The following is a 23,549-nucleotide window of genomic DNA, read 5'->3' on the forward strand; positions in this document are numbered from 1 at the left end:
CCTAACCCATATATTTTTCATGGAACTCACGACTGAGTGGCTGCACTTGATTCACTTCTGCAATCAATTCTTGAACGCAAGTCAATAAGATTGAGACGTGCTCTTGAGTCACTTGATGATTTTCTCTTGCGACAACCAGAACTTCATACACATCTCGACTAATCTGTTCAAACTTTTGAGACTGCCAGAGGGAGAACCAACTTTCAAAAATTCTATCCTGATAATTCTTTTTCAATAAATTTTGACGAAGAAATTCTGAGAAACTATCCACTTTTTGTTCCCTCATCATTTCTTTTATCTGTTTTTCTTCTTGTCTCGTAATTCTAAATTGCTTTCGGATTGACTTAATTTCTTGTCCCATTCTGATATCCCTTCAATATTCTACTTGTCTGACAGTGTAAGTCTACCTCACATTGTCAGTACGCTTCCTAAAGACCTCACTTGGTTCTTGTTCGGTCTTTGCGAGCTCAGATATTGTGTCCACAATATCCCAAAAATCATATCGCCAACCGATCAAAAACTTCTAGTTTTGACAGCTAACGATAAGATAACTTGGTGGCTTCGCCCCCAAACCCCCAGTAGAAAAATCTTAGTTGGATTTTTTAAAGTTGAAAAAAGTATATCAGAGGAAATTTGGAAAAGGTATCACAGCATGAAGATGAGAGTAAGAAAAAAGAGAGACAGAACTGGCTCTCTAGTGCTTTTTACATTTAAAGTATAAAATAGGTAACCTTAAAATATCCCAATAGTTTTTATAGATGAAAAAAATAATTTTAGGTTCTGTTCTATTTTCACCTACTAAATAAGGAAATTTAACCACATGACACCCGCATGTCTTGCCATTTAATAAATTTTCGATTAAATCTTGCTTTCTGATTTGATATGAAAATTTTTTATAATGATACCTTATCAGTTTTATTGTATCCTTTGATTCATGGAGATTCACCACACAACAATCATAAATAACAATACAAATTAGAAAATAAAGAGCTACTAAAATCGAAAGAACCATTGCTATATGAAATGAATTGTTATTATTAATTTGAAGTAATAACATATCAACAAATCCACCAAATATTACAATGATTAATGGGAAAAAATAAAAATTGGTTAGCAAAAATGTTAAACCAAATATAATAAATCCTATTATACCAGGTAGGATTAAGGATTTTACCGTTTGCATTTCCTTTTCTAGTTTCCTGTATTGATTTGATAAAAATAAATATGATTTCTTTTTCGTAGAATCTTTACTATCCGAAACCAAATCAAAAACATCATCTTGTTCTAATATTAAGAATGTTTTACCTTCAGCTTTATTCACTGTAACACTTTCTTTGTTATTCCTATAAATTTTTATTTTCTCAACTGATGACTCAAATAGCTTTGTTCCTTTTTTTAACTTTATTCTCTGATTATCTATAGGTAAACTATAAATATTATCTTCAATACTGTATAGTGACTGTGGGATTTTGTTTTCAGAAGTCATAACTATATCAAAGTCAGTTTCAGTATCAATCGAATAAACTTTACCATCACTGATATTTTTTAAATAGAACCTTTCGAGAGATTGAAACGGGAACTGTTTTACCTCGTTATCAAAATGATTAATAAAAATAATAAAAATAGAAAGAATTCCTAATAAAATATACACTCCTATTAGAACTGACTTAATAAATGGGAACAAATAAGATTGACTATATTTCCAAAGTTTACCTCTATTCAGTTTTTTGTGAATTGTAAGATATTTTTTGTAAAAAACATAAATTATCTCATCATTCTTGATGTTAGATAAAAATTTTTTTCTTGAATAAATAAAGGAATTCATACTGACTGTTACAGTACATAAGATAAAGAAAAAAACTAAAGTTGGATTAACCAATGACAAAACTGTCAATAAATCTGTTTGAAAATATATTCTTAATAAATAGATACTAAATATCCATAATAAAATGGTAAAGACAATTATTAAGGCAATATTTTTTAAAAATATTTTTTTACGTTTTTCAACTTCTCCATTATCAGAATAGTATATTCCTGCTATAGTAATCGTAGAAACAATCATAGAAATTACTGTTGCTAAATCCTTAATAACATCCATAGTAAAGGCCCTCTATAATTTGGATTCCAATTGAATTCCAAATATCCCTCTCTATTCTTTTTTTAATATGAATCTACTATGATGTTATGAATTGGAAATTTTTTACTTCTATCATATTGTACATAGCAGATAAAATTATCATTTTCTGGAAACAGTTCTCTCTTTCTTCTTAATTCGTTGTGAGAAGCAGTTAAATAAACAATATCAGCAGACATATTAGTTTGCTTACTGGACTTTTTTCCTCTTGTCAGTGAGCGAAGGTTCCTTGCTAAAGCCTGTTTAAATTGACTATCGGTATAATCTTGAATTTCCATCAGGCTACCATCCGTTTTTCAGATATCTCTAACATACGTTCAATTCCATCCAAATAGCCGCTATACCTCTCTATTTCATCAAAAGTTTCTACTAAATAGATATTCGTATGAATCAAGTCAGATAGATCATCACTCATTAAAATCCAAGGATTAGATTCATCATCAATGCTAATTCCCTGACTATCTTGATAACGATAGAGTCGAGATAATAGATTAGCACCTCTTTCTTTCACAATTTCAATTTTTAAAGTCAGTTCATAATCTTCAACAGGATTGAGCATTTTGTCTTCTCCTACAATATCTACATAAGATACATTAAACTTTTGACAAATGATATCTATTAGTTCCGTAGAGACTGAACTAATTCTATTTTCATAACGACTTAAGCTATTTCGAGATATTCCTATAATTCGGGCAAATTCGGGTGGTGTTAAGTCATGTGTTTTACGTAAGGATTTTATGTTTTTTCCAATCATGGCAAACTCCCTTCATTTGATAATACCATTATAACATAAAAAACATAACTCACCAATTTTGGTGAGTTGTGTCTTGTTTTTCTATACTAAACTTTACTTCTAAAAAAGCCACCTAAAAGGGAGCACAACACTCAACAGTATAGAGATAATACTCTTCGAAAATCAAATTCAAACCGCGTCAGCTTCGCCTTGCCGTACCTAAGTACAGTCTGCGACTAGCTTCCTAGTTTGCTCTTTGATTTTCGTTTAGTATAAGTACATCTCTTTAATGAAATGTCGTTATTTTTATCTATCTTCCAGAAAATCGGGGTGAGTTAAATTACTATTATTGAGAAATGATTTAAATTGTTCTGGATCATTTCGATGTAAGGCGCCTAATATTATTCTAGCATCATGCTTAAACTCGCATGTATTAATGGGATTGCGAGTTCTATCAAACCTATCTTCTCCATGAGAGTACTCATTATTTATACGTTGCATAAATGGAGCATTCTCATCTCCGAAATAATTAATAATTTTATCGTCATTCTTTGTTTTATAGTCAGGATATTTAAAGTATAAAAGAGTTTCAATAAATTTTCTACCGTTGTTTGGAAAATTATAAAAAACAGAAAAATTATTTTCGTGTTCATCTTCTGTTGCCACTCTATATATTTGTTCAAACAGGAATACAAATTCTGTGACTTTATTTGATAAATGCGTAGGCAATTTTTTTATATAACTTTTTGACGGGATATTTTCAGCTTCTTTTATCTTTTCTATTAAGTAATAATCTTTTTTATTAGAAAATCTATTTGTATATTTCAAGAAATCTAGATTATGAGTGGACAAGAAGTATTGTAAAAATTCTTTCTTTTCTAGAAGACAAAAAATTAGGTTGTAGATATAAAAAATGTTATTTTCATCCAGACTAGAGACAGGGTCATCAATAAATAAGATTGTTTTTGACTTTTCTTCTGTCGACAAACTTTCTAATCTTGTAATATAATAAGCAAAGGCTATTAATGATTTTTCTCCTTCACTTAGATTATATGCTCTTTCTTCATTACGAGAAACTTCGAAATATATACCTTCCTCATCATCGACTGATTTTAGGGACATCTCTGAATGTGCTAAAGAATTTTGAAGTATCATATTTATACGTTTTGCTGCTTCAGATTCTGACTTTAAACTACCTTCAAGTTCAATAATATCTTGCTCAAATTTTTCTTTTTCTTCCTTTAATTTTTTCTGTTCTTTGGAATTCTCATTTATATATTCTTCAAGTTGGTCAACTTCTTGAGATAGTTTAGTGAACTCAGATACAGGGAACTCTTTTACGATATAATATCTTCGAAGAAAATCTATGCTTTTAGTTTTCCTATCCTCAAATTGTTCTATCTGTTTAATAGTACCATCATATAGTGAGTTAATCTCAACTTGAATTTCGGAAAAATCAATCCAATTTAAATCATTAATTTCAATTTTAGAAAAAATGTCTCGTTGTTTTTCTGAAATTTTTGATTCTAGTATTTCTAGAACTCTTTTTCTATTATTAATATTATTTTCAATCTCTTTGTTTATATTTTGAATATCAGATACAGAGTCTTTAAAATAATCTTCCTTATTAATATTTGGAATAGCATCTAATTTTTGGATTTCTGATTTTATCCTATTATTTTGCAGCACTAATTCGTTTTCCAGAGAGCTTAACTCATCAGAAAAAGCCAACTTTAGATTTTTAATAAGCTCACCATCAATGCCGTTACCACAAAATACACATTTTTCTGGATTATCTCCATGGATATCAACACCATGCTTAATCCAATTTATTTTATCTGGACTATCTTTATATTCATCTAGAATATTACTTACTGAGACAACTTTAGATAAAAGCTTCTTCGTATTTTCTAAAAATAATGTGAAATTAAAATTTTTATCAAAACTAACTAAATCAATTTTTTGTGGTTTATTTATGTTTTTTTCGAGAATTCGTATTTTGGCTTGTTCAACATTCTTTTCTAACTCAGCTACAGCCTTCTCATCATCTTGTAATGGTAAAATAGGAAAATGAGCTGAATATTTTTTAAACTCTTCCTTTATATCTCGTATATCATATTTATTACCAACTACGACCGAGGGATTCTTTAAATTCTTGATTTTTGATGCAGTTGTTCTCAGTTTTGAATTCAAACCATTTTCACTACTCTTAAGCTTTTTTTGTTTTTTAGTTATATCCGATTCAACCTGTGACAATTTTTCATTTCTGGGTTTAAGTTCGTTTAATCGTATATCTTCAATTTTCTTCAAGGTTTCATTAGTATCACTACCTATCGAAATTTGGAAACTATTTAATTTATTGTCATTGTGAAGATAAATATTATCGTCAATAAATTGCTGATTGAAAACTTTACAATCTATTGGTAAGTCGCTACCTATTTCGTTTGACTTAATAATCCTATGATTAGCTAGTTTGACTTCAAAATCTATATTTTCATACTTTTCTGGAAGTTGCTTAAGTTCAATACTTTGAAAAATTTTCGAATAAGTACTTTTTCCTGAATAGTTTCTACCGTAAAAAATATTAATTCTTCCATCATTAAAATCATTACCGATACCTGATTGACTATGCTGTTTGTAATCTTTATAGCAACCAAAATCTTTGATATCAATTTTTTTAATCTCTAAATCTGACATAGTTTATACCTCTTTTTCATTATATCATATAGACATAGCATAAAACAGGATGCGTACTCAAATTACTTTATAAATGAGAATCATTCCAATCGATCTTTGAATTGTGTCGATGAAGCAACTTCTTTCAACTCTGTAAAATGAGATTTTTAAGCCTAATCTATCACATTAAATACTGAAAACTTCGTCTAGATTTGTCAGTCTAACTCATTCCGACAGGAGTTTCATTTCTAACTTGACAGAAAATGATTCACAAGCCGATTGACACGAAACGCAACTGAATTATTCAGATAGACATTTATTACGATTTCATCGGGAAAAAAACAAAATAATGAAAAAGCGAGTCAGTCCGTCTGACTCGCTACTATTAACCCTGATAACTGAACTGCTAGCTATCAACTTGGCTAAGAGTAATTTCTTTCTTTTGAGGTCGCTTATTTCAAAATCCTATACAATAAAATACTCTTGTTTAATTTTTGTAAGCAGATTGTTAGCAACCGAAGTTACACCAACATGCATCAGTTCAGGATCAGAATAATCTAGATTACGAGCATAGCCTTCTGCAACAGTCTGAGCAATACGCTCATCCAATTTATAATTAGAGGCTTTTAATAGTGCTTGAAATAATTCTGAACTATATAGTTTAATATTATTTTCCAATGATACTACTGCCATTTTTGTAACTCCTCTCCTGTCTTTGATTGATAAACCTTCTCTATTTTCATTATATCACAAAAAGATTGGTTGTGAATGGATAATTGTTTAAAAGAATAGGGTTTTCTAAACTCAGAAAGCATTTCTTCTTTTGTAATTTCATTCTGACGAAAACGAGCTAAAGCTTGGGTTGGATTGTCATCAGTCTGAACACCATAGATAAAATCAAAATGGTGTTGTAATTCATCTGGATTTTCCCGATTTTGAAAGACAAATTCCGCAAAATCTAAATCTGACTCTGATTTTTTATGTTTTGCAAAATAGTGACAATGATAGTCTGGGTTCTTAAAAATTTCTACAAAATTTGAAATACGAAATTCTAATATAATTCCGAATTCTTCTTCTGACTCAAAAATATCTTTATTCGCCATAATGTTATTTAGAACTTCAACTTGTTTATTGATAAATTTTCTAGCTTGTTCAAAGTCAGGCGTAATATAGAAACCAGGTCCAAAATCTAGCTCACTCCCTAAGTTAAATTGAACATTGATACCTTTTTTTAACGATTCTAAATGTCGGAACAATGTCGCATGGAACCACTGAGTCTGACCTAGTTGCTTTTCCTGCTTGGTAGTCAACTCCAAAATATTTACTTCCTTCTCTAGTCTATACTAAAAGTATAACACAAGACTTTATGCAAGTAAAAGAAAATTTTATAAAACCATTTATTTCATTCCATCTTTCCTAAATCTCTCTAAATTCTTCTCCAATTGTTCCTTATGAAGTTGATTCTTAGCTTCCTTTAATGTGTCGTCCAAAGTTTCTTCTCTGTAAGTTGATTCTGTTTTTAGTTGTTCTGATTCTTGATTTGTAGTGAAAATGATATCTAGCAATCGGTCTATTTTTTCAAGATCTTGGACAGACATATCAGATAGTCGATGAATTAGCTTCTTAAATATATCACCATTGTCTTGGTTTTTCTTAAAAAATGCTGTAAACATCTATAACCTCTCAAAAAAGCAGCCTACCAGGACTGCTTAGTGTAATTCGGAAATCGCATCATAAATTGACTGCAATTTCTTATTATCTTTATTCTTTGTGTCAATCAACGTATGTAGCTCTTCAATTTTCTTTTGACTACTTTGAATATCACTATTGTTATCCGCAATCAGCCTTTTAAGATGTTGCTGATAACTTGTAGTGATATCTGTCTCTTTCCCTGTTTTAACCTCTATAACTTTGGGTTTAGAACTAGAATTTGATTCCGTCACAGGTGCTTGTTTACGCTTTTGAAAAGCTGCTTCATAATTTACATTATTACCTCCTTGATGATTTCCAAATAAGGCCGCAATTTTATCTGGATCTTCTTGATTTTCTGATTTACTCTCTAATGGTTGATTAAAATTCCAATCTTTTGTCATTCACTCATTTCATCCTTTCTAAATTCAGAATCATCGAATTGTCTTTCTTTACCAAAGGCATGGTCAAGAGCTTCTTCAAAACTCATGTGACTAATGCTTTGACGCCTTTTGAACGTCGCAAACATCGCTGTCTCCAGTTGCTCTTTGTAAGCAGCTAGTTTTTCTGTCTCTCTTGCTACCTTGCTTTCTTGCCTAGTGACCTTTTCTTCTAAGCGTTCGATTATGGTCATATACGATCCTCCTTCATTCTAATATTAGCTAAAACATCTTGATTTTGTTATCACAATTCTAAACATTGAGAGGCTTGTCTTACTGGTGGATTCCCAAACATCTCTTTTGAATTCTCAATCATAAATTGTAAATCTGATTTGTTTTCTCGAAGAGTATCGTTCCAGTCTATTTTTTCTTTCCCAAATTCATTATCAGGTAAGTCCAGTAAAACAGGAAATCCTGATTGAGATAACTTATCAGAAAAATCTTTACCTGCATCATCACAATCTACCGCCAGTGTCAATAAATCAGGATGATTATCAAAATAGCTGGTGGTATCACGAATTGTATTGATTAAAGGCAATAACTTTGAAGGTATTACTGTATCTAAAAATTCCAATTTCTGATTTTCTTCAGCTATCAGTCGTAAAGTTTGATAAGCAACAACAGACCTTTTTAATCCTTCCATAGATACCAAACGAACATCAGATAGACTTTGTTGATGAAGTTCGTAATAGCTCATTAAGTCGATGAACGATTCACAAAAGACCAGTCTATTTGGTTTACCAATGTCAAAGGATATTCCAACATGTCCATGGCTTCCTTTTAGAATCGTTTTTAACCTCTCTCTAGGAAGAGAGTGATTCTTATATATCCCTTGTAAGCTTGCTGCCTGCAGCTTATGACGATGATCAAAGCTTTTAAATACAATAACAGGTTCAACTGTTTCATTTGTTTTCCAACTGGCTTGTGCTATCAAACTTTGTTGAATCATCTTTTGTACGATTTCTTCTGAAATTCCTCTACATTCTGTTAAGTAATATCTGGTCAAACGACAGTCAGAATCTTCTATTGACTTTAAAGGATAATAAAATGGTCTCTCTATATTGTCTTGAACAATGCCTTTTTGAAAAGGTTCTTCAGAAAGAAAGGCTAGAGCTTCTTTAAAGGATATTCCCTTAACTAGTCGAACAAAATCAATGACATCACCTTGAATATCTCTTGAAAACCATTTAAAAGTATTGGTAGTTGAAAAAATCCGAAATGAATCATGTTCAGGATGTTCATAGACACTGCTAGAAACTTGTTTAAAGGAGATACCTAAACGACTTGCTACATCAAGAATTGAAATTTGCTTACATTCTTCTATTTCCATGCAATATCATCATTTTGTCGTAGTATTTGGCAGTGATGGTATTGATGATGATTCTTCTAAAGTTTTAGGAGTTTCCTTATCTAAATCATCCAACCCAGATTTCCAAACCTGTACTTGGTTGACCAATAACTTACCAGGTAGTTTAGAATAGGATAACTTAACTGTTCTTGTTTCTGTCTGATTAGTCTTTGATTGGTTGGCATTCTTTAAATCAGATACATAGGTTACATTATAAGAGACCATGGCAATGGCTTGATTCGTAGTCTGATTGACAAAGATATCAGCTTTTTCAAAATGATAATCCAAAATATAGTCCTTATACACTTGGTTCATGGCATCGTTTTGACTTGTCAATTCTTGAGAATAAGCTGATTCAGTCATATAAGGTTGAATGCGTGTATTATTTTCTCCGAGCTTTTCTTTCGTATAGTACTGTGTCAAAAATTCTTTTACAGTATCCGATGACAAAATACTGGCTTTATCTTCTGCTTGTTTATCTTCCACAAGTTTAGCTGCAGCCAATTCAATCTCTTTGCGACTTTGTTTAGCAGTAGAATGTTGACCAGCAGTATATCCCATCATGAGAATAAAGCTAGTTGCGGCTACTGCTCCAACACTAATTAAGGCTTTAGTTTTGACTTTATTTAACATCTTAGACCTTCTTTCTATAAAAACTAGGTCAAGAATAACAAAAAGAACTTGTAAGTTTTATCACACAACAACTAAAGGTGATTCCTACATTTCAGGCGCAAAATCGTACAGTTCAGAGAAAAAAATAAAACTAGCTGTCTTTGGAGTATAATAGACTTATTGGAAAAAAATAAAATGCATACTGTACTATGCTATACTATAGTTAAGAAAACTATTTACAAAAGATCATGCAACTAACTTCTGAGAACTTTAAATTATTTATTAGTGTAAAAAAGGACACCTTCCCAACGAAGATATCCTGTCTAAATAAAGCTTATAAAGCCAAACACTATAAAGGAGGACGTCCAAAAACGCTAAGTCTATAAAAACAGTTGATGCTAAACTTGCGTTATTTATTCTATTGACCAACTCTACGTCTCCTAGCTTTTGATTTTGGTCTTGGATTAGCGACAGTCACTGAACATTAACATTCGTAGAATATACTCTCCATTCCTCAAGTCTATTTGACTTAGAAAACTTAAAATCAACAAGTGTCACTATAGCTATTGATGTAATAGAAAATCCTATTTCAACGTTAAAAGAAACCAAAGTAAAATTATTCAGGAAAAAAGAGACATAACATAAAGACACAAATCATACTCGATTTAACACCACTTCATGCCTGCTAATTAGTTTTTTAAGAAGGTCATACACATGATTTTACTCTTTTTAAGAAAGGATAGGTCAAGTTTGCCAGAGCAATCACTTGTTTTTCTGGATTTGGATTATTTATGCATTGTGAATACTCATAAGATAACCTTCATTCCTGTTAAAAGTTCTAAAAAGCATCCATTGACTGAAGAGGATAAGAGGTTTAATAGAGATACTTGTAATACGTATTAAAATCGAGCATTTTAATACTAAGTATAAAACTTTTCAATTTATGGAATCATCAACTATGAGTTAAAATAATTTTCGAACAAAGGCTGTCCAAAAAACTTGATATAATGCGTTTTATCGTGGGAATATTCATTTTATTTTCTCCTGAAATTGAGTTTTTACCCAGACTCATTAATTTTATTGATATAATCCAATAATAATGATAATATCAAATAGTAATAAAAGAATTTGATAGTATTTTTTCATAATCTGTCACACTTTCTAATAATTTTTTATGGTAAAGGGAGGTAAATATGATTTTAGGTGAAACTTATAGAAAAATACGAGAAGGAAAAGGTATTTCTATTTCTTCATTAGCAGGTGCAGAAATTTCAAAGTCTCAAATTTCTAGATTTGAATTAGGAGAGACAGAAATTTCATTTTTTAAATTATTATATCTACTTGAAAAAATAGGTGTAACACTAGAAGAGTTTTTACTTTCCTGTAATAATTATGAGCCTTCAGACTTCAATAGCTTGATCCGCTTAGTTCAACAGGCTGCCTACAATCAAGAAATTAAATCATTACTTAATATGGCAAACAAAGAGATAGCACTGTTTAGAGAGACAAATTCTCATTATCATAAGCTAAATGCTATTTTCATTGAAAGCATTGTCTATGGAATTGATAATAATCATAAATTGAGTAATCAAGACACCTCTTACCTTACAAATTATTTATTTTCTGTTGAAAACTGGGGATATTACGAAATTCTTATTCTTGGAAATTGCTGTCGAGCAATATTACCAAATTTATTATTTAGATATGCTAAAGAGGCACTAAAAAAAGGAAAGTTGTATAGTTCCATACCTAGAAATAAACAATCTCTCGTTCAATTACTTCTTAATTCACTTATTATAATGATTGAAAATAGCTTATATGAGGAATCTTTATTTTTAAAACAAGCTACTAAGAATATATTATCTAATTCCACAGATTTTTTTGAACAAACTATTTTTTTGTATTTAGATGGATATTTTGAACTTAAATTTCATCATAATCAAAAATCAATTTTAAAAATAGAAGATGCTTTAAAAATTTTTGAATTATTCAATAAAACAATATACAAAAATTATAAAGAATACTTCGAAAAAAATATTATCAATTTAATACAATGTGGTAATTCCTATTTTGAATAATTGCTTTTTTTGAAAATCTCTTGAACTCATCTAAAGAAATCAACTCTAGCTCTTCAGCAATACTATCCCAACTTGGAATATCAAATAATTTTTCTCTACAAATTGTTTTTAAATATTCATTTTTATTAACTTCACAATTTATGTACAATTCATTGATTACTCTTTTTTTAGCCTTATAAAATAATAGTTCATCAGATAAATCGGATTCATTAACAAGATTGTTCTCTAGTGTTTTAATCAATTTTTTCTTATAGATTGTAGGTGTTATAGTTACGATTTTTAGTAAAGTCATATTACTATAAAATATTGGGTATGATACAATATTATATATCCATTGCTTTTGTGTCCTTAACTTATGGCCTAATAATGAATCTTTAATACCAGTTAACATCGAGTTTAAGATACTTAACATTGCCATATCATGAGATGATGCTACCATACCAGATATATCAAGATACATAGAAATTTCAGAGAGTTCTTGTATTTTATCTAATTCTGTTAAACCACTTGAAAATGTCGGAAAGTTAATTTCTACAGATGATCCACTTAAAGGTAACATATTTTCAATATATATGATTTCACTTTGTAGAAAACTTGGACCAGAAATAGCAATCTGGAATTCTCCTGCTTGAATTTTATTTTTATAAAATTTATATATAGTTTCTAAAGTAACAGACTCAATATTACCTCTAGTACCAATAATATCTATTGACCAAGAACTATTTTTAAAAATTACTCGATTATCATTAATAGATTTTTTACTATTTTCATACTGATTTAATTCAATTAAGACTATTTTCTTTTCCCTCAATAGTTCATCTTCAGTAATAGAAAGATTGAAAATCCTACTTATCAGTATTTTAAAAATTTTATAGAAATCTTCAGCTAGACAGTAACCACTTAAATTAATATAATCTCTAGATGTCTCTCCTTTAATAGCTGCACCATTCATATCAAACAATTCATTTAGTGATTGTTCATTCCCTGCTCGTATTAGTAAATGTTCAATAAGATGTGAAAATCCTAATTCATTTACTTGCTCAATACTAGTACCTGCAACAAACATCAATGAAAAATATGCAAATTTACTTGCTTGATTTTTTTTAAATATAATTTTCTTATTCATCAATTTTTAGAATCTCCCAGAGTTTACTTTTATTGAAATCATGACCACATGTAGGACAATGAGATTGCTTAGAGAAGTGCTTGAATTCATCTTCCCTAAAACTATAAAAATCAAATCTAAATAAAGTATTCCAAACATTACTATTTTTCTCTGTTACACAATCTAACCATTTCTTCACAACCCATGATGACAATAATAGAATATTAGTTAAAATATTTGCAGTTATTAATTTTCCATCATAGTTTGAAAATTTTTTAACTAAATTTTGAAAGTTATCACTATCTTGTTCATAAAGTAAACAATCAACACAGCCTATATTTTGAATATTAGGATTACAAAATAAGAGTTTACCTGCGCTACGTTGGCTAAAACAGTATATACTAGGGATATTAAATAAATAGCATGCTCTATTTACTAATCTTTGTGCTATATAAGGAGGTTCATCCATACAACAAAATACCCAGTCACTTTCAGAAATTTCTTTTTTTACAGCATCAACAGTGCTCATTTTTAACTTTCTTTTTGTGACTACACACTGATAATTACGTTTTAGAATACAATCTTTTACACAGTCAACTTTATATTTACCAATATCGTTAAAGGTAAACATAGATTGCCTATTTATATTATTTTCTTTAACAATATCATCATCGACTAAATGAAGTCGCCCTACCCCTAATTGGGCTAATTGTAATGCGATATGAGAACCACCGGCTCCACATCCTAGTATGGTAACTTTTAAATTACTCAATTTTTCAAGTAATTTAATCCCACCAATACCTTCACTAGAATAATAAGTTTCCAGTGATTCATTAATTAAATAGTGATCAATTTGATTTACAGGTCTATCTAATATTTCTAATAAATTACGATCAGAAAATTTAGATATATATTTTTCTATAATATTTTCGGATATATCATATTTTTTTCTTAATAAATCTTTAATTTCTTCAAAGCTATTAATTCCATTGCAACAAGAAATTAAATCTAACCAAAAATCTGAGTATCCTGTAATTTCTAATACATCAACATCGTCAGCTCCAATTCTTAATCTATCGTTCTTCCATTGGTAAACGATTCTATCCTGGTTCCATTTTGGGAAATAATTATCCATTTTATATCCTCAACTATTTGATAAAAGCATGCAAGATGAACATGCATGCTTTTGTTATACACGAGAAGTCAATTAATATTATTGACTTCTTTTTTATTAATACAAACTAATTTAAACTCTCTTTTTAAGAGTTTAAATTAACTAAATCTAAAATTATCTTAGATAAAGTACCAATTAGTTGTATCTTCTTCACGAATTTCTTCAAATTCTAACTCCAAAATGTTGAAATCTTCCATAATCATGATCATCACCTCCTTTCTATTATAAAACAATTATCTGATCAAACTCTTCCAATATTTCTGGATTTTGATCATGAGTAATGACAATAACAATTGCATCTTTAATGGATAGAATGTAGTCCATTATTTCTTTTGCTTTTATTGGATCAAGGTTACTTGTAGGTTCGTCAAATATATAAACTGAATATGTTTTGACTAAAAACCTAGCTAAATCAATTCGTTGCTTTTCTCCTTCTGAAATGATTTGGTTTGATTGAGCTAGGTTTTTACGAAGGAAGTCTTCATTAAAACCTAAGGATTTTCTTAATTTTTCAGTTAAATGAAGGTTTCTAGCCAATTTGATATTCTCTAGAATATTGCCTTCAATCAGAAAGTCATTTTTTTGCACAAACGCAATATCTTTATATAACTCCTCTGAGGGAATATCAATATTCTGTTTTCCGTTGATTTTTATTTCTCCATCATAAAGATTTTTTGGATAATAATTTAGTATTAATTTTACTAAAGTTGTTTTCCCAGCTCCTGAAGCACCGATAATAGCATAGCGCTTGCCTTTTTTAAATTCATAGGAAAAACAATCAAATAATATTCTATTTTCAATTTCATAATATAATTGGCTAATAGAAATGGTCGAAATATTATCACAATTAATTGTAGTTGTTTTATGAAAAATTTCATGATTCGTCTCATATAGATTTTCTTGGATATTATCAATAATGGACTTACAACTGTTGATTAAATTTTTATTGTAAAGAATAGATTGTAAAGGAGCAAAGACACCGTTTAATAATTGAATACTTGCTACGAGTAATCCAATAGTCAGTAAGTTATTTCTTACAAAAAAGATACCAGCAACCATACAGGATAGTTGAGAGCAAAAACTTAGTAAGGTTCCAGTAGTTGAAGCTATGTCTTTTAAAAATTGATAAGTTTTTCTGGACTCTTCAAATTCTAAACTGATTCCTTGAATTTTTTCTTGAATCCAGCTTTGAACATTTAATAACTTAATTTGTTCAAAACCATCAATAAAGTTTGTCATTTTTGATAAATAGTCACTATTTTGTAGGGAATAATTATTAGTTGCTTTAGTCATTAACTTTCCAGGAATTTGAGATAGAAAAATCGTTATACTTGACAATAAAAGAAAGACTAATGCTAATCGCCATTCTATATAGATAATAGCAACCACACTCATGATAAGGGTCCCTAAATTTGCAATTAGAGAGATTCTAGGAATCAATAAATTTTCTTGAATAAGGTCACTATTTTTGGTGATATTATTTAAGAAATCTGAATGGTTACGGTTGTCAATTTGGTTAAATTCACGCGATAAATAATGTAATAAGAGACCCTTTTTTAGATCTATAATAACTTTTTTTACATATTGATTTTTAAGATAGGAATAAGAACAAGAGATAAAGAACCACAGTAAAATAGAACCTACAGAAATAGTGATATGAAAGAGTAATCCACTATTTGAATTAGATATACTATCAAGTATTCTTCCTAATTGAATAGAGAAGAATGTCATTAAAAGAGCACTTGTCAAACTTAATAAAATAATCAAGAAATATAGTAATTTATATTGTTTCATAATCTGGTTCATATCTTACTCCTTAAGTAACTCTGATGAGAATATTATAATCCAAATATGAAAATCAGAAACAAACCTCCCGTATTTGGGACGCAATGAATGGTTTACACTAAATATAAAAAAAAATTATAAAATAATTATTTTTTAAAATAAGAGGAGAACTCATATTTTTATTTAACAATGAATATATCACACTAAACCAGATAGAATATACAAGTTAATTTGTACCGAAATTACTATATATTATAAGAAAAATAGAAACTCTAAAGCATTCTGTACACTTTAATTTTAATTCATCTCTTTTTATTTCTCACACTAAGTACTAGGACGGGATTATAAGCACATCAATAAAAAAAACTCTATTCAAACTTACCTTTGAATAAAGTCTTTTAACTATCTAAAAAGTTCACATTTTATTCTTATTTATGGAGTTAATGAAGCGCCAACTAAATCCTAGAACCAACATCAGATTGATGAAAAGGTACACAGCTGTAAAACTAGTTAAACCATGTTGTCTGATATCATCAAAATATAAAGTAGGTTCAGTAAAGAACAAATAAATTCCATAAACCTCCACGAAAATAAGAAAACTGACAAAACCAATCAGGAAAAGTCCACTGGCAATAAGAAAGAGTCTCCATAAAAGAATGAGAATTCCTCCAACTGCTAAAAAAATTACTGGGATAAGGAGTAAATCATTCATAACTTTCTCCTTTCTAGTTAATCAATTGACGATAATGGGTGGCAAGAGAGGAATCAAACTCTTCTAATTTTTGAACTAAGTCCAAATACTCCTCTTTTTCATGTTCTTCAAAATCCACACCTCGATGATTCTGAAGAGAGATTTCCAATTGACTAGTGAGTTCTCGTTTAGAAAAACTGTAATCCCCAGTAACTTCCTCATAATGTTCCTTTAGTTCCTTGTAGGCTTGGTATTCTTCAGGTGTTTGAAATCCCTGTACCAAGGCCTCTTCTAATTGATAATAGGTATCTTCCATCATAATCGTTACCTCGTTTCTTTCTATCTTTATTCTACCGCGCTTTTCTTTTCTTGTCCGCTATTTTTATATATTTTTTAATCTAATTCAAAAGAAAGTTGTTCCTGCTTTTCGTTTCCTTTTTCGTGGAATTGCCTTAATGCCTGATCAATAATATCTAAATCCGTTTCTGTTTCAATCAATGGTGCGAGTACATCGTATTCGGCCTTTTTAGTTTGATACTCCTCTTCCTTTGGAAAATTTTTCTCAATTTCTACCTTAGCAGTAGTCCATTTATCCTTTAATTCATCCAATAAGTTCTGAGTTTTCACTTGGTCCTCTTTAATGTAATCAATCGTATGCTGGAGCCTTTGAATTGTCCCCAAAGGAGAATACAAATCTAAACTGACAGAATATTGATTTTCTCCTACAATCTTAACAGAGAAGGTTTCAGGAAGAGGCTGATTTATTGGAAGACTAAGCATTTTAATGTCAAATCCTCGATAGCTTGCTAGGGTACGGAATTCTTTGATGTCAGCTTGATTATGACGGATAAGACGGTGTAGAGATTCACCTGCTTCAGCTCGTTGCTCAAAAACTTGCTTGCCTACTGTCATAGAAAATGCCTGGTCTTTCGATATTTCAGACTGTTGAATATCGCCTTCATACTTGCTTAATCGTTTCTCAAGAATGGGCATATTTTCTTCACAGTAAGAGATTGTATGACGATAGTGATCCTTACTGCGTTGAAAGGCGCGTCTTTGATTTTCTAATAGAGTTAGATCATTCTCTAGTTCCATCTTATATTTGAGATAAGGATTACCTGTTGCTAGTGCCTTAAAATCAGAAGCTGTCATGGTCTGTTCATCAATGTCTTCCGCAGCACGAATCGGCTCCTTAGAAGTCATAATCTGCTTAATATAACGAAGTTTGTTCTCCTGAGTTGCCCATAGATAATTATCAAATGAACCTTTGGTAATGTAGTGGTAAATATCCACTTCCTTGTTTTCATTTCCCTGTCGGATAATCCGTCCATTACGTTGCTGAATGTCACTTGGTCTCCACGGTACATCCAGGTGATGAACTGCTTTCATCTTGCTCTGAACATTTAAACCTGTTCCTCCTTTTTCAGTTGAGGCAAGTAAGATCCGCACCTCTCCTGCATTGACCTTTCGAGACAAACTATTCTTCTTTTCATCACTATTGGCATCATGTACAAAGGCAATTTCCTTACTAGGGACTCCTCTATCAACTAATAAAGCCTTAATCTCAGAATAAACATCAAAGCCATTGTCCTTTTTCTTAGGTGTTCCAATATCTGAAAAAATCATCTGAGTAGCCTTATTTTCCATTCCTTCACGATAAATTCTTTCAACATTATCCACTACCTGAAGCAGTTTATGATTGTCTGCTAGACTATAACTAGAGTCCAACAAACGCATATCAATTGCTAGTTTCCGTGCCTCACCTGTTATCTTTAACATGTTATCCTGACTCGGATCAACTGTTCCACATTTGACCATATCTGACCTCATAACTAATTCTTCTAAATAGAGTTTCTGGTTTTCAGTTAACTCACTCTCAATAGGGATAATATGAGCTTCTGGAACAGGTAAATCCAACATATCTTGTGTTTGAATGTCGGCTGTTTCTTTATAGATTTTCATCAACTCAGGTAGATTGACAAACTTTTTAAATCGTTTCTTAGGCTGGTACTTATCCCCTGTAGGAGCTAATTCCATAGAGTTTTGAATTTCTCCAAAAGCACCTACCCAAGAGTCAAAATAATCAACTTGATAGCGTTTTAAAATATCTGGTTGAATATAGTTCATCATAGTATATAACTCACTAATAGAATTGGAAACAGGAGTTCCTGTCGCAAAGACAATATTTTTAAAATCATGTTCTTCCTGAATCTGTCGAACCTTCATTTCCATATCCACATTCTTCTTAGAAGTTGTATTGGTAATCCCTGCTACATTTCCAAGTCCAGTAATTGGACGTATATTTTTAAAGTGATGTGCTTCATCCACAAAGAGAAAATCAATTCCTAAGTTCTCAAAATCAATAAAACTATCACGATTAAAGCGTTGGAGTTCTTCCAATTGTTTCTCTAGACCACTTATTGATTGTTCTGCTTCTTTAACAGTATACTTATTTTCAGAATATGTTTTAATCTCTCGTAGTTCATTGAGTTTATCCTCGATATAATTCATCTGTCTTTCTTTACTGACAGGTATTTTTTCAAATTGAGAATCCCCAATGACAATGGCATCGTAATCTCCTGTAATAATACGTGACACAAATTGTTTTCTTCTCGCCTTCACAAAATCTTTTTTAGTGGTCACAAAGACTTTTTTAGTAGGGAAAAATTTCATGATCTCTTGGCCAAATTGAGCAGACAAACTAGAGGGCACTACATACAAGGGCTTATGAACCATCCCTAACTCCTTTAATTTAAACCCAGCACCAAGCATGGTCAAGGTCTTTCCTGAACCTACCTCATGAGCTAATAGGGCTCTTTTTTCTTCTACGATTCTTTGAATGGCATTCTCTTGATGAGGACGAAGACTGATATTTTGTGCCAAGCCATCAATGACTAGATGACTACCGTCATACTCTCGACTAACCGTTCGATTATAAAGACGATTATAGCTTTCCTCAATGACTTGTTGGACTTCTGGATACCGTGAGACAAATTCTTGAAAGAGCTCTTGTAAATGCTGCTCTTTTGCTCTTAGAACAGAGGTTTTTTCCAAATCTGTGATGGTCTTTTTCTTTTCTCCTTCCGTAACAGTCATGGTAATCGTCGGTTGGTTTGAATTTAGTAAATTCTCAAAAATCTTTCTTCCTGTATCATAACGTGACCCACTGACTCCAAGACTACTATCTTTAGCACTTGGATAGCGATAAGCAAATGATGTCCTTAAATGAACTTGGCCATCGACAGGATTCACTTCAATGACTTGTTCAACATCAGGCGAAGACAATTCAAATTCACGATTGGTAAAACATTCAAAGGCAAATTTACCATAAACGGATTGAGGAATCCAACGTGACCCTATTTTAAACTCAATATCTGCCAGATGAATCCTCGGAGGGCGAACAGATTCTAACAAATCTAAAGCATGGTTCCAATCATATTCTTGGTTGTTTTCCTCCACTAATAGTTGAACTACTTCTATCTTGTTGAGAATGTCTCCTGATAAAAACTGATTCTTAGAAAGATATTTTCTTTCTCCTCTTAAATAGCTTTCTGGATCCATTAAAATCTGGTCTCCTAACTCATCTAAAATAGCAGCTTGGCTATGTTCGGGATAAATTGATACCATATAGTCTAAATCAACCCCTCTACCATCCGATAAACTGGAATTTAAGGCATCTAAAGCCGTTGAAACTCTTGTAATCTCTCTCTCCGGCCTAACCAATGCTTTCTCAAAGGCTAAAGATTTTTTATATTTTACTTTCTGACTTTTAGAATCAATGTATTCATCTTCTAAACTTGCTAGTAAAGAATACTTATCGTCACTATCAAATAAGTTCCGATTGACTGAGGCATTCAAGTATCCAAATTGACTTACAAAGCGGTCATAGTCATGATTGAGTTTACTAAGTAACACCTGAAAATCAGCCCGACTATAATCTTGATGACGTTGAATTTCAATTAAGGATTGATAGGTCTCTCTCAAATCAACCATGCCCTTAATGCGACTAATATCCTTATCCGATAAGGGACTTTCATAAAAGACAGTTTTTTTGAACAGTCCCTTATATTTCCCTCTTTTACTCGCTTCTTCTGACTTGTAAACATCTAGTGCTTCCTCATCTGTCAAATGAAGTTGCACGAATCGGTCTATTTTATGTTCAGACAAAGAACTGTCCCAAGCTTTAAAATCTCCCTTTTCATCTACATAATAACTAATTTCGTCTACTTTTGAACTTTTCCGAATGCCATGCGTATCTCGGTAATAAATTTGATTTCTCTCATATCCAAAAGAATAGAGCGCTAAGTCCTCACGTATACGACTTGGGATCGAATTATCCACTTCTTCTTGGATAAAAACAGGTGCTTTCAAAGAATTGTCAATTGGTTTAGGTTCTTCCACATTTTCTAACGCTTCCATAATGTCAGTAGCTAATGTTTCTGATACCCCCTTAACATTGAGGGTTCCTCCATTAAAATTACGTACCTCATATTCACCCAAAACTTGTGTATTGTATTTCCCATCAAAATAAGGATTGATCCAGACACGCTTATCCTCCTCAAAGGGAATAGAGCCACTAAAGACAAGCTCATCTTCATTAAGATTCTTTGCTTGGTCCTTTTGAAAGAAGAGGAGATCTGTAGTTACTCGGGTACCTGCAATCTTTTTAAAAGCCGTATCCGGCAAACGAACTCCCCCTAAAAAATGAGTGTTGGATTTAATCTCTTGTAAGACATTATCTGTCCGTTTATCCATTGTGCCAATAGAAGAGATAATCGAAACTTGTCCTCCATCTCTTACTAAATCAAGTGAGTGTTTGACAAAGTAATCATGAATCATATAAGGTTTATCATAGTTTTTATCTGCAATGCGAAAATTTCCAAATGGAACATTCGTTAAGACTAAATCAAAACTATTATTTTGATAGGGCACTTCTTCAAATCCTCGCACTTCAATATGGGTATTGGGGTGGAGTTGTTTTGCGATTGCGCCTGTCACGCTGTCTAATTCAACTCCATAGAGTTCTGACCTCTCTCGTATACTTCTAGGCATAGCCGCAAAGAAGTTCCCAGTCCCCATAGAAGGATCTAGTATCCTTCCTCCCTCAAAACCATCATCCAGTAATTTTTGCCAAATCTGGCGAATAATCATTGGGTCTGTATAATAGGCTGTGAGGGAACTTTGTTTCATGGTGGAGTATTCTGACTTACTTACTAAGCTCCTAAGAGTTAAACGTTCTGCTTCATACTTTGGATTGAGTTCATCAAAAAATTCATTGGCAAGACCGCCCCAGCCGACATACTTGGCTAGTAGCTCTTGTTCTTCTGGATTCGCTTGTCGTCCATCTTTTTCTAATCTTTTAACAATTTCAATTGCGGCGATATTCGTTTCAATTTTTTCTCGATTTGTCTTAGGGTAAAAGTCCTCTAAATCATCTGGAAAAACAAAATCTTTAACGGGGACATCCGTCTCTTCTATATCTGAAATAAGCGTTTCTGTTTCCTTATCTTTTTCCTTTTCATTTTCATTTTCTTCTTCCAGATAGGAATACAAATCTATTTCCAGACTTTCACTTGATGAATCCATCTCAATCTCTGAATTTTCTTTTTCAAGTTCTACCAGAGACAATACTTGTTCAATCTCTTCCAAACTGTTCAAATATAAAATAGGATTTTCTTCAAATAACTGGTTGGAATCATTGAATAGCTCTAGGCGAACTAAGTCATTTATCTGTGCATTTTCAATTGAAACCAACTGAAATACTTGTCCTTTATAACTTACTTGTGAACCAATCGGATATTCCCTCAAAGCTTCTTCTACAATTTTATCTACTTTAGTTAGGGAATGAACTTCCACATTTTCTTCTACCTGGTCAATATTATCTAAAGGTAAGACTGCTTCCTCTACTTGCTTAGACTTTTCTCTTATAGCCTTTACTTCATCAAAATAAGTAATAATCTTCAGCTTTTGTGTCAGTGGGAGTTGTGTGTAGTTTTCTTCATGATGGACAAGATCCGTAACGATATCTAAAGTAGCCGTCAATTCTGAGCCCAAATAGGCTAGAACATCTCCTTCTTTTTCTTCAAAATGAATCTCAAGAACTTCTTTTTTTAGTTCTTTGGAATCAACCATTAGAAGAAACTCCTCTATATCTCTACTAATGCGATCAGATAGATTATTCGCAACCCGATAGACATTGACTAAATTGACATCCTGATTCTGATGAAATACAAGCTCACTTAATGGTGTTAGCTTCTCTTTTTCAGATTGGATGTAAAATCGAGTGAAAAGATTATAGGTTGCGACTTCTAGCACCAAGTTTTTCTCAAAATTACTTAATTGAGATAATTTACTTAGACCTGCTTGTCCAAAATTTCTTGTGTAACTTTCTAAATCTTGGTCATTATTTTCAGAACTGGCCTCTAGGAAAGAAACAATATCTTGATCAAAAGAATATACGTGAGGAATCTCTTCTATCTTGCCCTCTTCAGTCAAAAAATTCACTACCAAATCCTGCCATTTCTCATCAAAATGTTGAGCTTGATAACGAAGAAATAGGTCCATTTTCTCCCTATCTTTTGGAATTGTTCCACGAAACATAGCCAATAATTGCATTACTTCCATACTCACTCCTTTCATCTATACGAAAATAGGAGAATCACATGATTCCCCTACAACTCTATCTCCATTTCAACCTCTTGAGGACTGGTTTCTAAATCACTAGACAAAAGAGAAACAGAATCTGTTCTCATGTAGTAAGTATATAAGTCTTCTAGGTCTTGTTGGTTTTCAATCCCTGTTTCAATACTAATCAGAGCCTGTATAAATTCCTTGTAGTGACTCTCCATCATATCTGAAATCTTTTGTTTCATTTCCATAAATACTGAAGATGGTTCAGTTATACTTGTTTGGTCTATGTCTTGTAAATCCTTTTCTAAGGGATTGGTTCCTTCTTCTACTTCCACTAAATCTGAACGACCATCACCATCAGAATCTGCGCTAATAGGATTGGTTCCTAGCGCTAATTCTTGAGCATCAGTTAGTCCATCTTGATCCGAATCACGTTGATAAATGGCTTCCATAT

General features: G+C 31.6%; 19 protein-coding genes and 1 pseudogene. 1 reads left to right on the forward strand and 19 read right to left on the reverse strand.

The features are described from left to right. Position 1: 1 nt before the first annotated feature. The 12 genes and pseudogenes from HMPREF2728_RS01930 to HMPREF2728_RS01985 all read right to left on the reverse strand — a co-directional run bounded on the left by HMPREF2728_RS01930 (position 2) and on the right by HMPREF2728_RS01985 (position 9,653). Positions 2-361 (reverse strand): SAG1252 family conjugative relaxosome accessory protein, encoded by a 360-nt coding sequence (locus HMPREF2728_RS01930; RefSeq protein WP_049525913.1) that lies wholly within the window; start codon positions 359-361, stop codon positions 2-4. A 333-nt stretch (positions 362-694) separates the two neighbouring features. Further along, complete coding sequence (locus HMPREF2728_RS01935) at positions 695-2,098, reverse strand: hypothetical protein (protein ID WP_049525915.1); 1,404 nt, start codon at positions 2,096-2,098, stop codon at positions 695-697. 221 nt (positions 2,099-2,319) lie between these two features. Further along, positions 2,320-2,412: pseudogene (locus tag HMPREF2728_RS10215) on the reverse strand (toxin PezT); the annotation flags it as partial. After that, positions 2,412-2,888, reverse strand: a complete 477-nt coding sequence (gene pezA / locus HMPREF2728_RS01945; RefSeq protein ID WP_049525919.1) for a type II toxin-antitoxin system antitoxin PezA — start codon at positions 2,886-2,888, stop codon at positions 2,412-2,414. The gene pezA and the pseudogene HMPREF2728_RS10215, both read right to left, overlap by 1 nt. A gap of 285 nt (positions 2,889-3,173) precedes the next feature. Further along, on the reverse strand, positions 3,174-5,564 hold the full coding sequence (locus HMPREF2728_RS01950; RefSeq protein ID WP_049525921.1) for an AAA family ATPase: 2,391 nt from the start codon (positions 5,562-5,564) through the stop codon (positions 3,174-3,176). A 444-nt stretch (positions 5,565-6,008) separates the two neighbouring features. Beyond that, on the reverse strand, positions 6,009-6,236 hold the full coding sequence (locus HMPREF2728_RS01955) for a hypothetical protein (protein ID WP_000301902.1): 228 nt from the start codon (positions 6,234-6,236) through the stop codon (positions 6,009-6,011). Then, positions 6,227-6,859, reverse strand: coding sequence for a DUF3990 domain-containing protein (locus HMPREF2728_RS01960; RefSeq protein WP_049525923.1), 633 nt, complete (start codon positions 6,857-6,859; stop codon positions 6,227-6,229). Before HMPREF2728_RS01960 ends, HMPREF2728_RS01955 begins: the two co-directional genes overlap by 10 nt. A gap of 81 nt (positions 6,860-6,940) precedes the next feature. Continuing rightward, positions 6,941-7,216 (reverse strand): hypothetical protein, encoded by a 276-nt coding sequence (locus HMPREF2728_RS01965; RefSeq protein ID WP_049525925.1) that lies wholly within the window; start codon positions 7,214-7,216, stop codon positions 6,941-6,943. A gap of 36 nt (positions 7,217-7,252) precedes the next feature. After that, entirely contained in the window at positions 7,253-7,636 is a 384-nt protein-coding gene (locus HMPREF2728_RS01970; protein WP_049525926.1) for a DUF5945 family protein, read from the reverse strand. After that, positions 7,633-7,866: a DUF5965 family protein gene (locus HMPREF2728_RS01975; protein ID WP_000152419.1), complete on the reverse strand. Its 234-nt coding sequence runs from the start codon at positions 7,864-7,866 to the stop codon at positions 7,633-7,635. Before HMPREF2728_RS01975 ends, HMPREF2728_RS01970 begins: the two co-directional genes overlap by 4 nt. Before the next feature lie 50 nt (positions 7,867-7,916). After that, entirely contained in the window at positions 7,917-9,002 is a 1,086-nt protein-coding gene (locus HMPREF2728_RS01980; protein WP_049525929.1) for a toprim domain-containing protein, read from the reverse strand. Positions 9,003-9,011: 9 nt separating this feature from the next. Then, positions 9,012-9,653 carry a hypothetical protein gene (locus tag HMPREF2728_RS01985; protein ID WP_049525930.1) on the reverse strand — a complete coding sequence of 214 codons (642 nt, stop codon included), beginning with the start codon at positions 9,651-9,653 and terminating at the stop codon, positions 9,012-9,014. 1,172 nt (positions 9,654-10,825) lie between these two features. Here HMPREF2728_RS01985 and HMPREF2728_RS01995 point away from each other — a divergent pair. After that, on the forward strand, positions 10,826-11,710 hold the full coding sequence (locus HMPREF2728_RS01995; RefSeq protein WP_049525931.1) for a helix-turn-helix domain-containing protein: 885 nt from the start codon (positions 10,826-10,828) through the stop codon (positions 11,708-11,710). On the opposite strand, the gene HMPREF2728_RS02000 is transcribed toward HMPREF2728_RS01995, so the two are convergent. The 7 genes from HMPREF2728_RS02000 to HMPREF2728_RS02030 form a co-directional block, all read right to left on the reverse strand. After that, entirely contained in the window at positions 11,673-12,836 is a 1,164-nt protein-coding gene (locus tag HMPREF2728_RS02000) for a M16 family metallopeptidase (RefSeq protein ID WP_049525933.1), read from the reverse strand. The genes HMPREF2728_RS01995 and HMPREF2728_RS02000 overlap by 38 nt on opposite strands. Then, a complete protein-coding gene (locus tag HMPREF2728_RS02005; RefSeq protein ID WP_049525935.1) occupies positions 12,829-13,950 on the reverse strand; it encodes a HesA/MoeB/ThiF family protein in 1,122 nt (373 codons plus the stop codon). Before HMPREF2728_RS02005 ends, HMPREF2728_RS02000 begins: the two co-directional genes overlap by 8 nt. A 261-nt stretch (positions 13,951-14,211) precedes the next feature. Continuing rightward, positions 14,212-15,795, reverse strand: a complete 1,584-nt coding sequence (locus tag HMPREF2728_RS02010) for an ABC transporter transmembrane domain-containing protein (RefSeq protein ID WP_049525936.1) — start codon at positions 15,793-15,795, stop codon at positions 14,212-14,214. Positions 15,796-16,189: 394 nt separating this feature from the next. Beyond that, entirely contained in the window at positions 16,190-16,486 is a 297-nt protein-coding gene (locus HMPREF2728_RS02015) for a DUF5966 family protein (protein WP_049525938.1), read from the reverse strand. Between the two features lie 13 nt (positions 16,487-16,499). Then, a complete protein-coding gene (locus HMPREF2728_RS02020; protein ID WP_049525940.1) occupies positions 16,500-16,784 on the reverse strand; it encodes a DUF5962 family protein in 285 nt (94 codons plus the stop codon). Between the two features lie 74 nt (positions 16,785-16,858). Further along, positions 16,859-23,089: a DEAD/DEAH box helicase family protein gene (locus HMPREF2728_RS02025; RefSeq protein ID WP_186822181.1), complete on the reverse strand. Its 6,231-nt coding sequence runs from the start codon at positions 23,087-23,089 to the stop codon at positions 16,859-16,861. 47 nt (positions 23,090-23,136) lie between these two features. Further along, positions 23,137-23,547, reverse strand: coding sequence for a thrombospondin type 3 repeat-containing protein (locus HMPREF2728_RS02030; protein ID WP_049525944.1), 411 nt, complete (start codon positions 23,545-23,547; stop codon positions 23,137-23,139). Between the last annotated feature and the right edge of the window lie 2 nt (positions 23,548-23,549).

Origin of the sequence: Streptococcus sp. HMSC061D10, from assembly GCF_001808865.1 — a bacterium.
Classification (GTDB): domain Bacteria; phylum Bacillota; class Bacilli; order Lactobacillales; family Streptococcaceae; genus Streptococcus.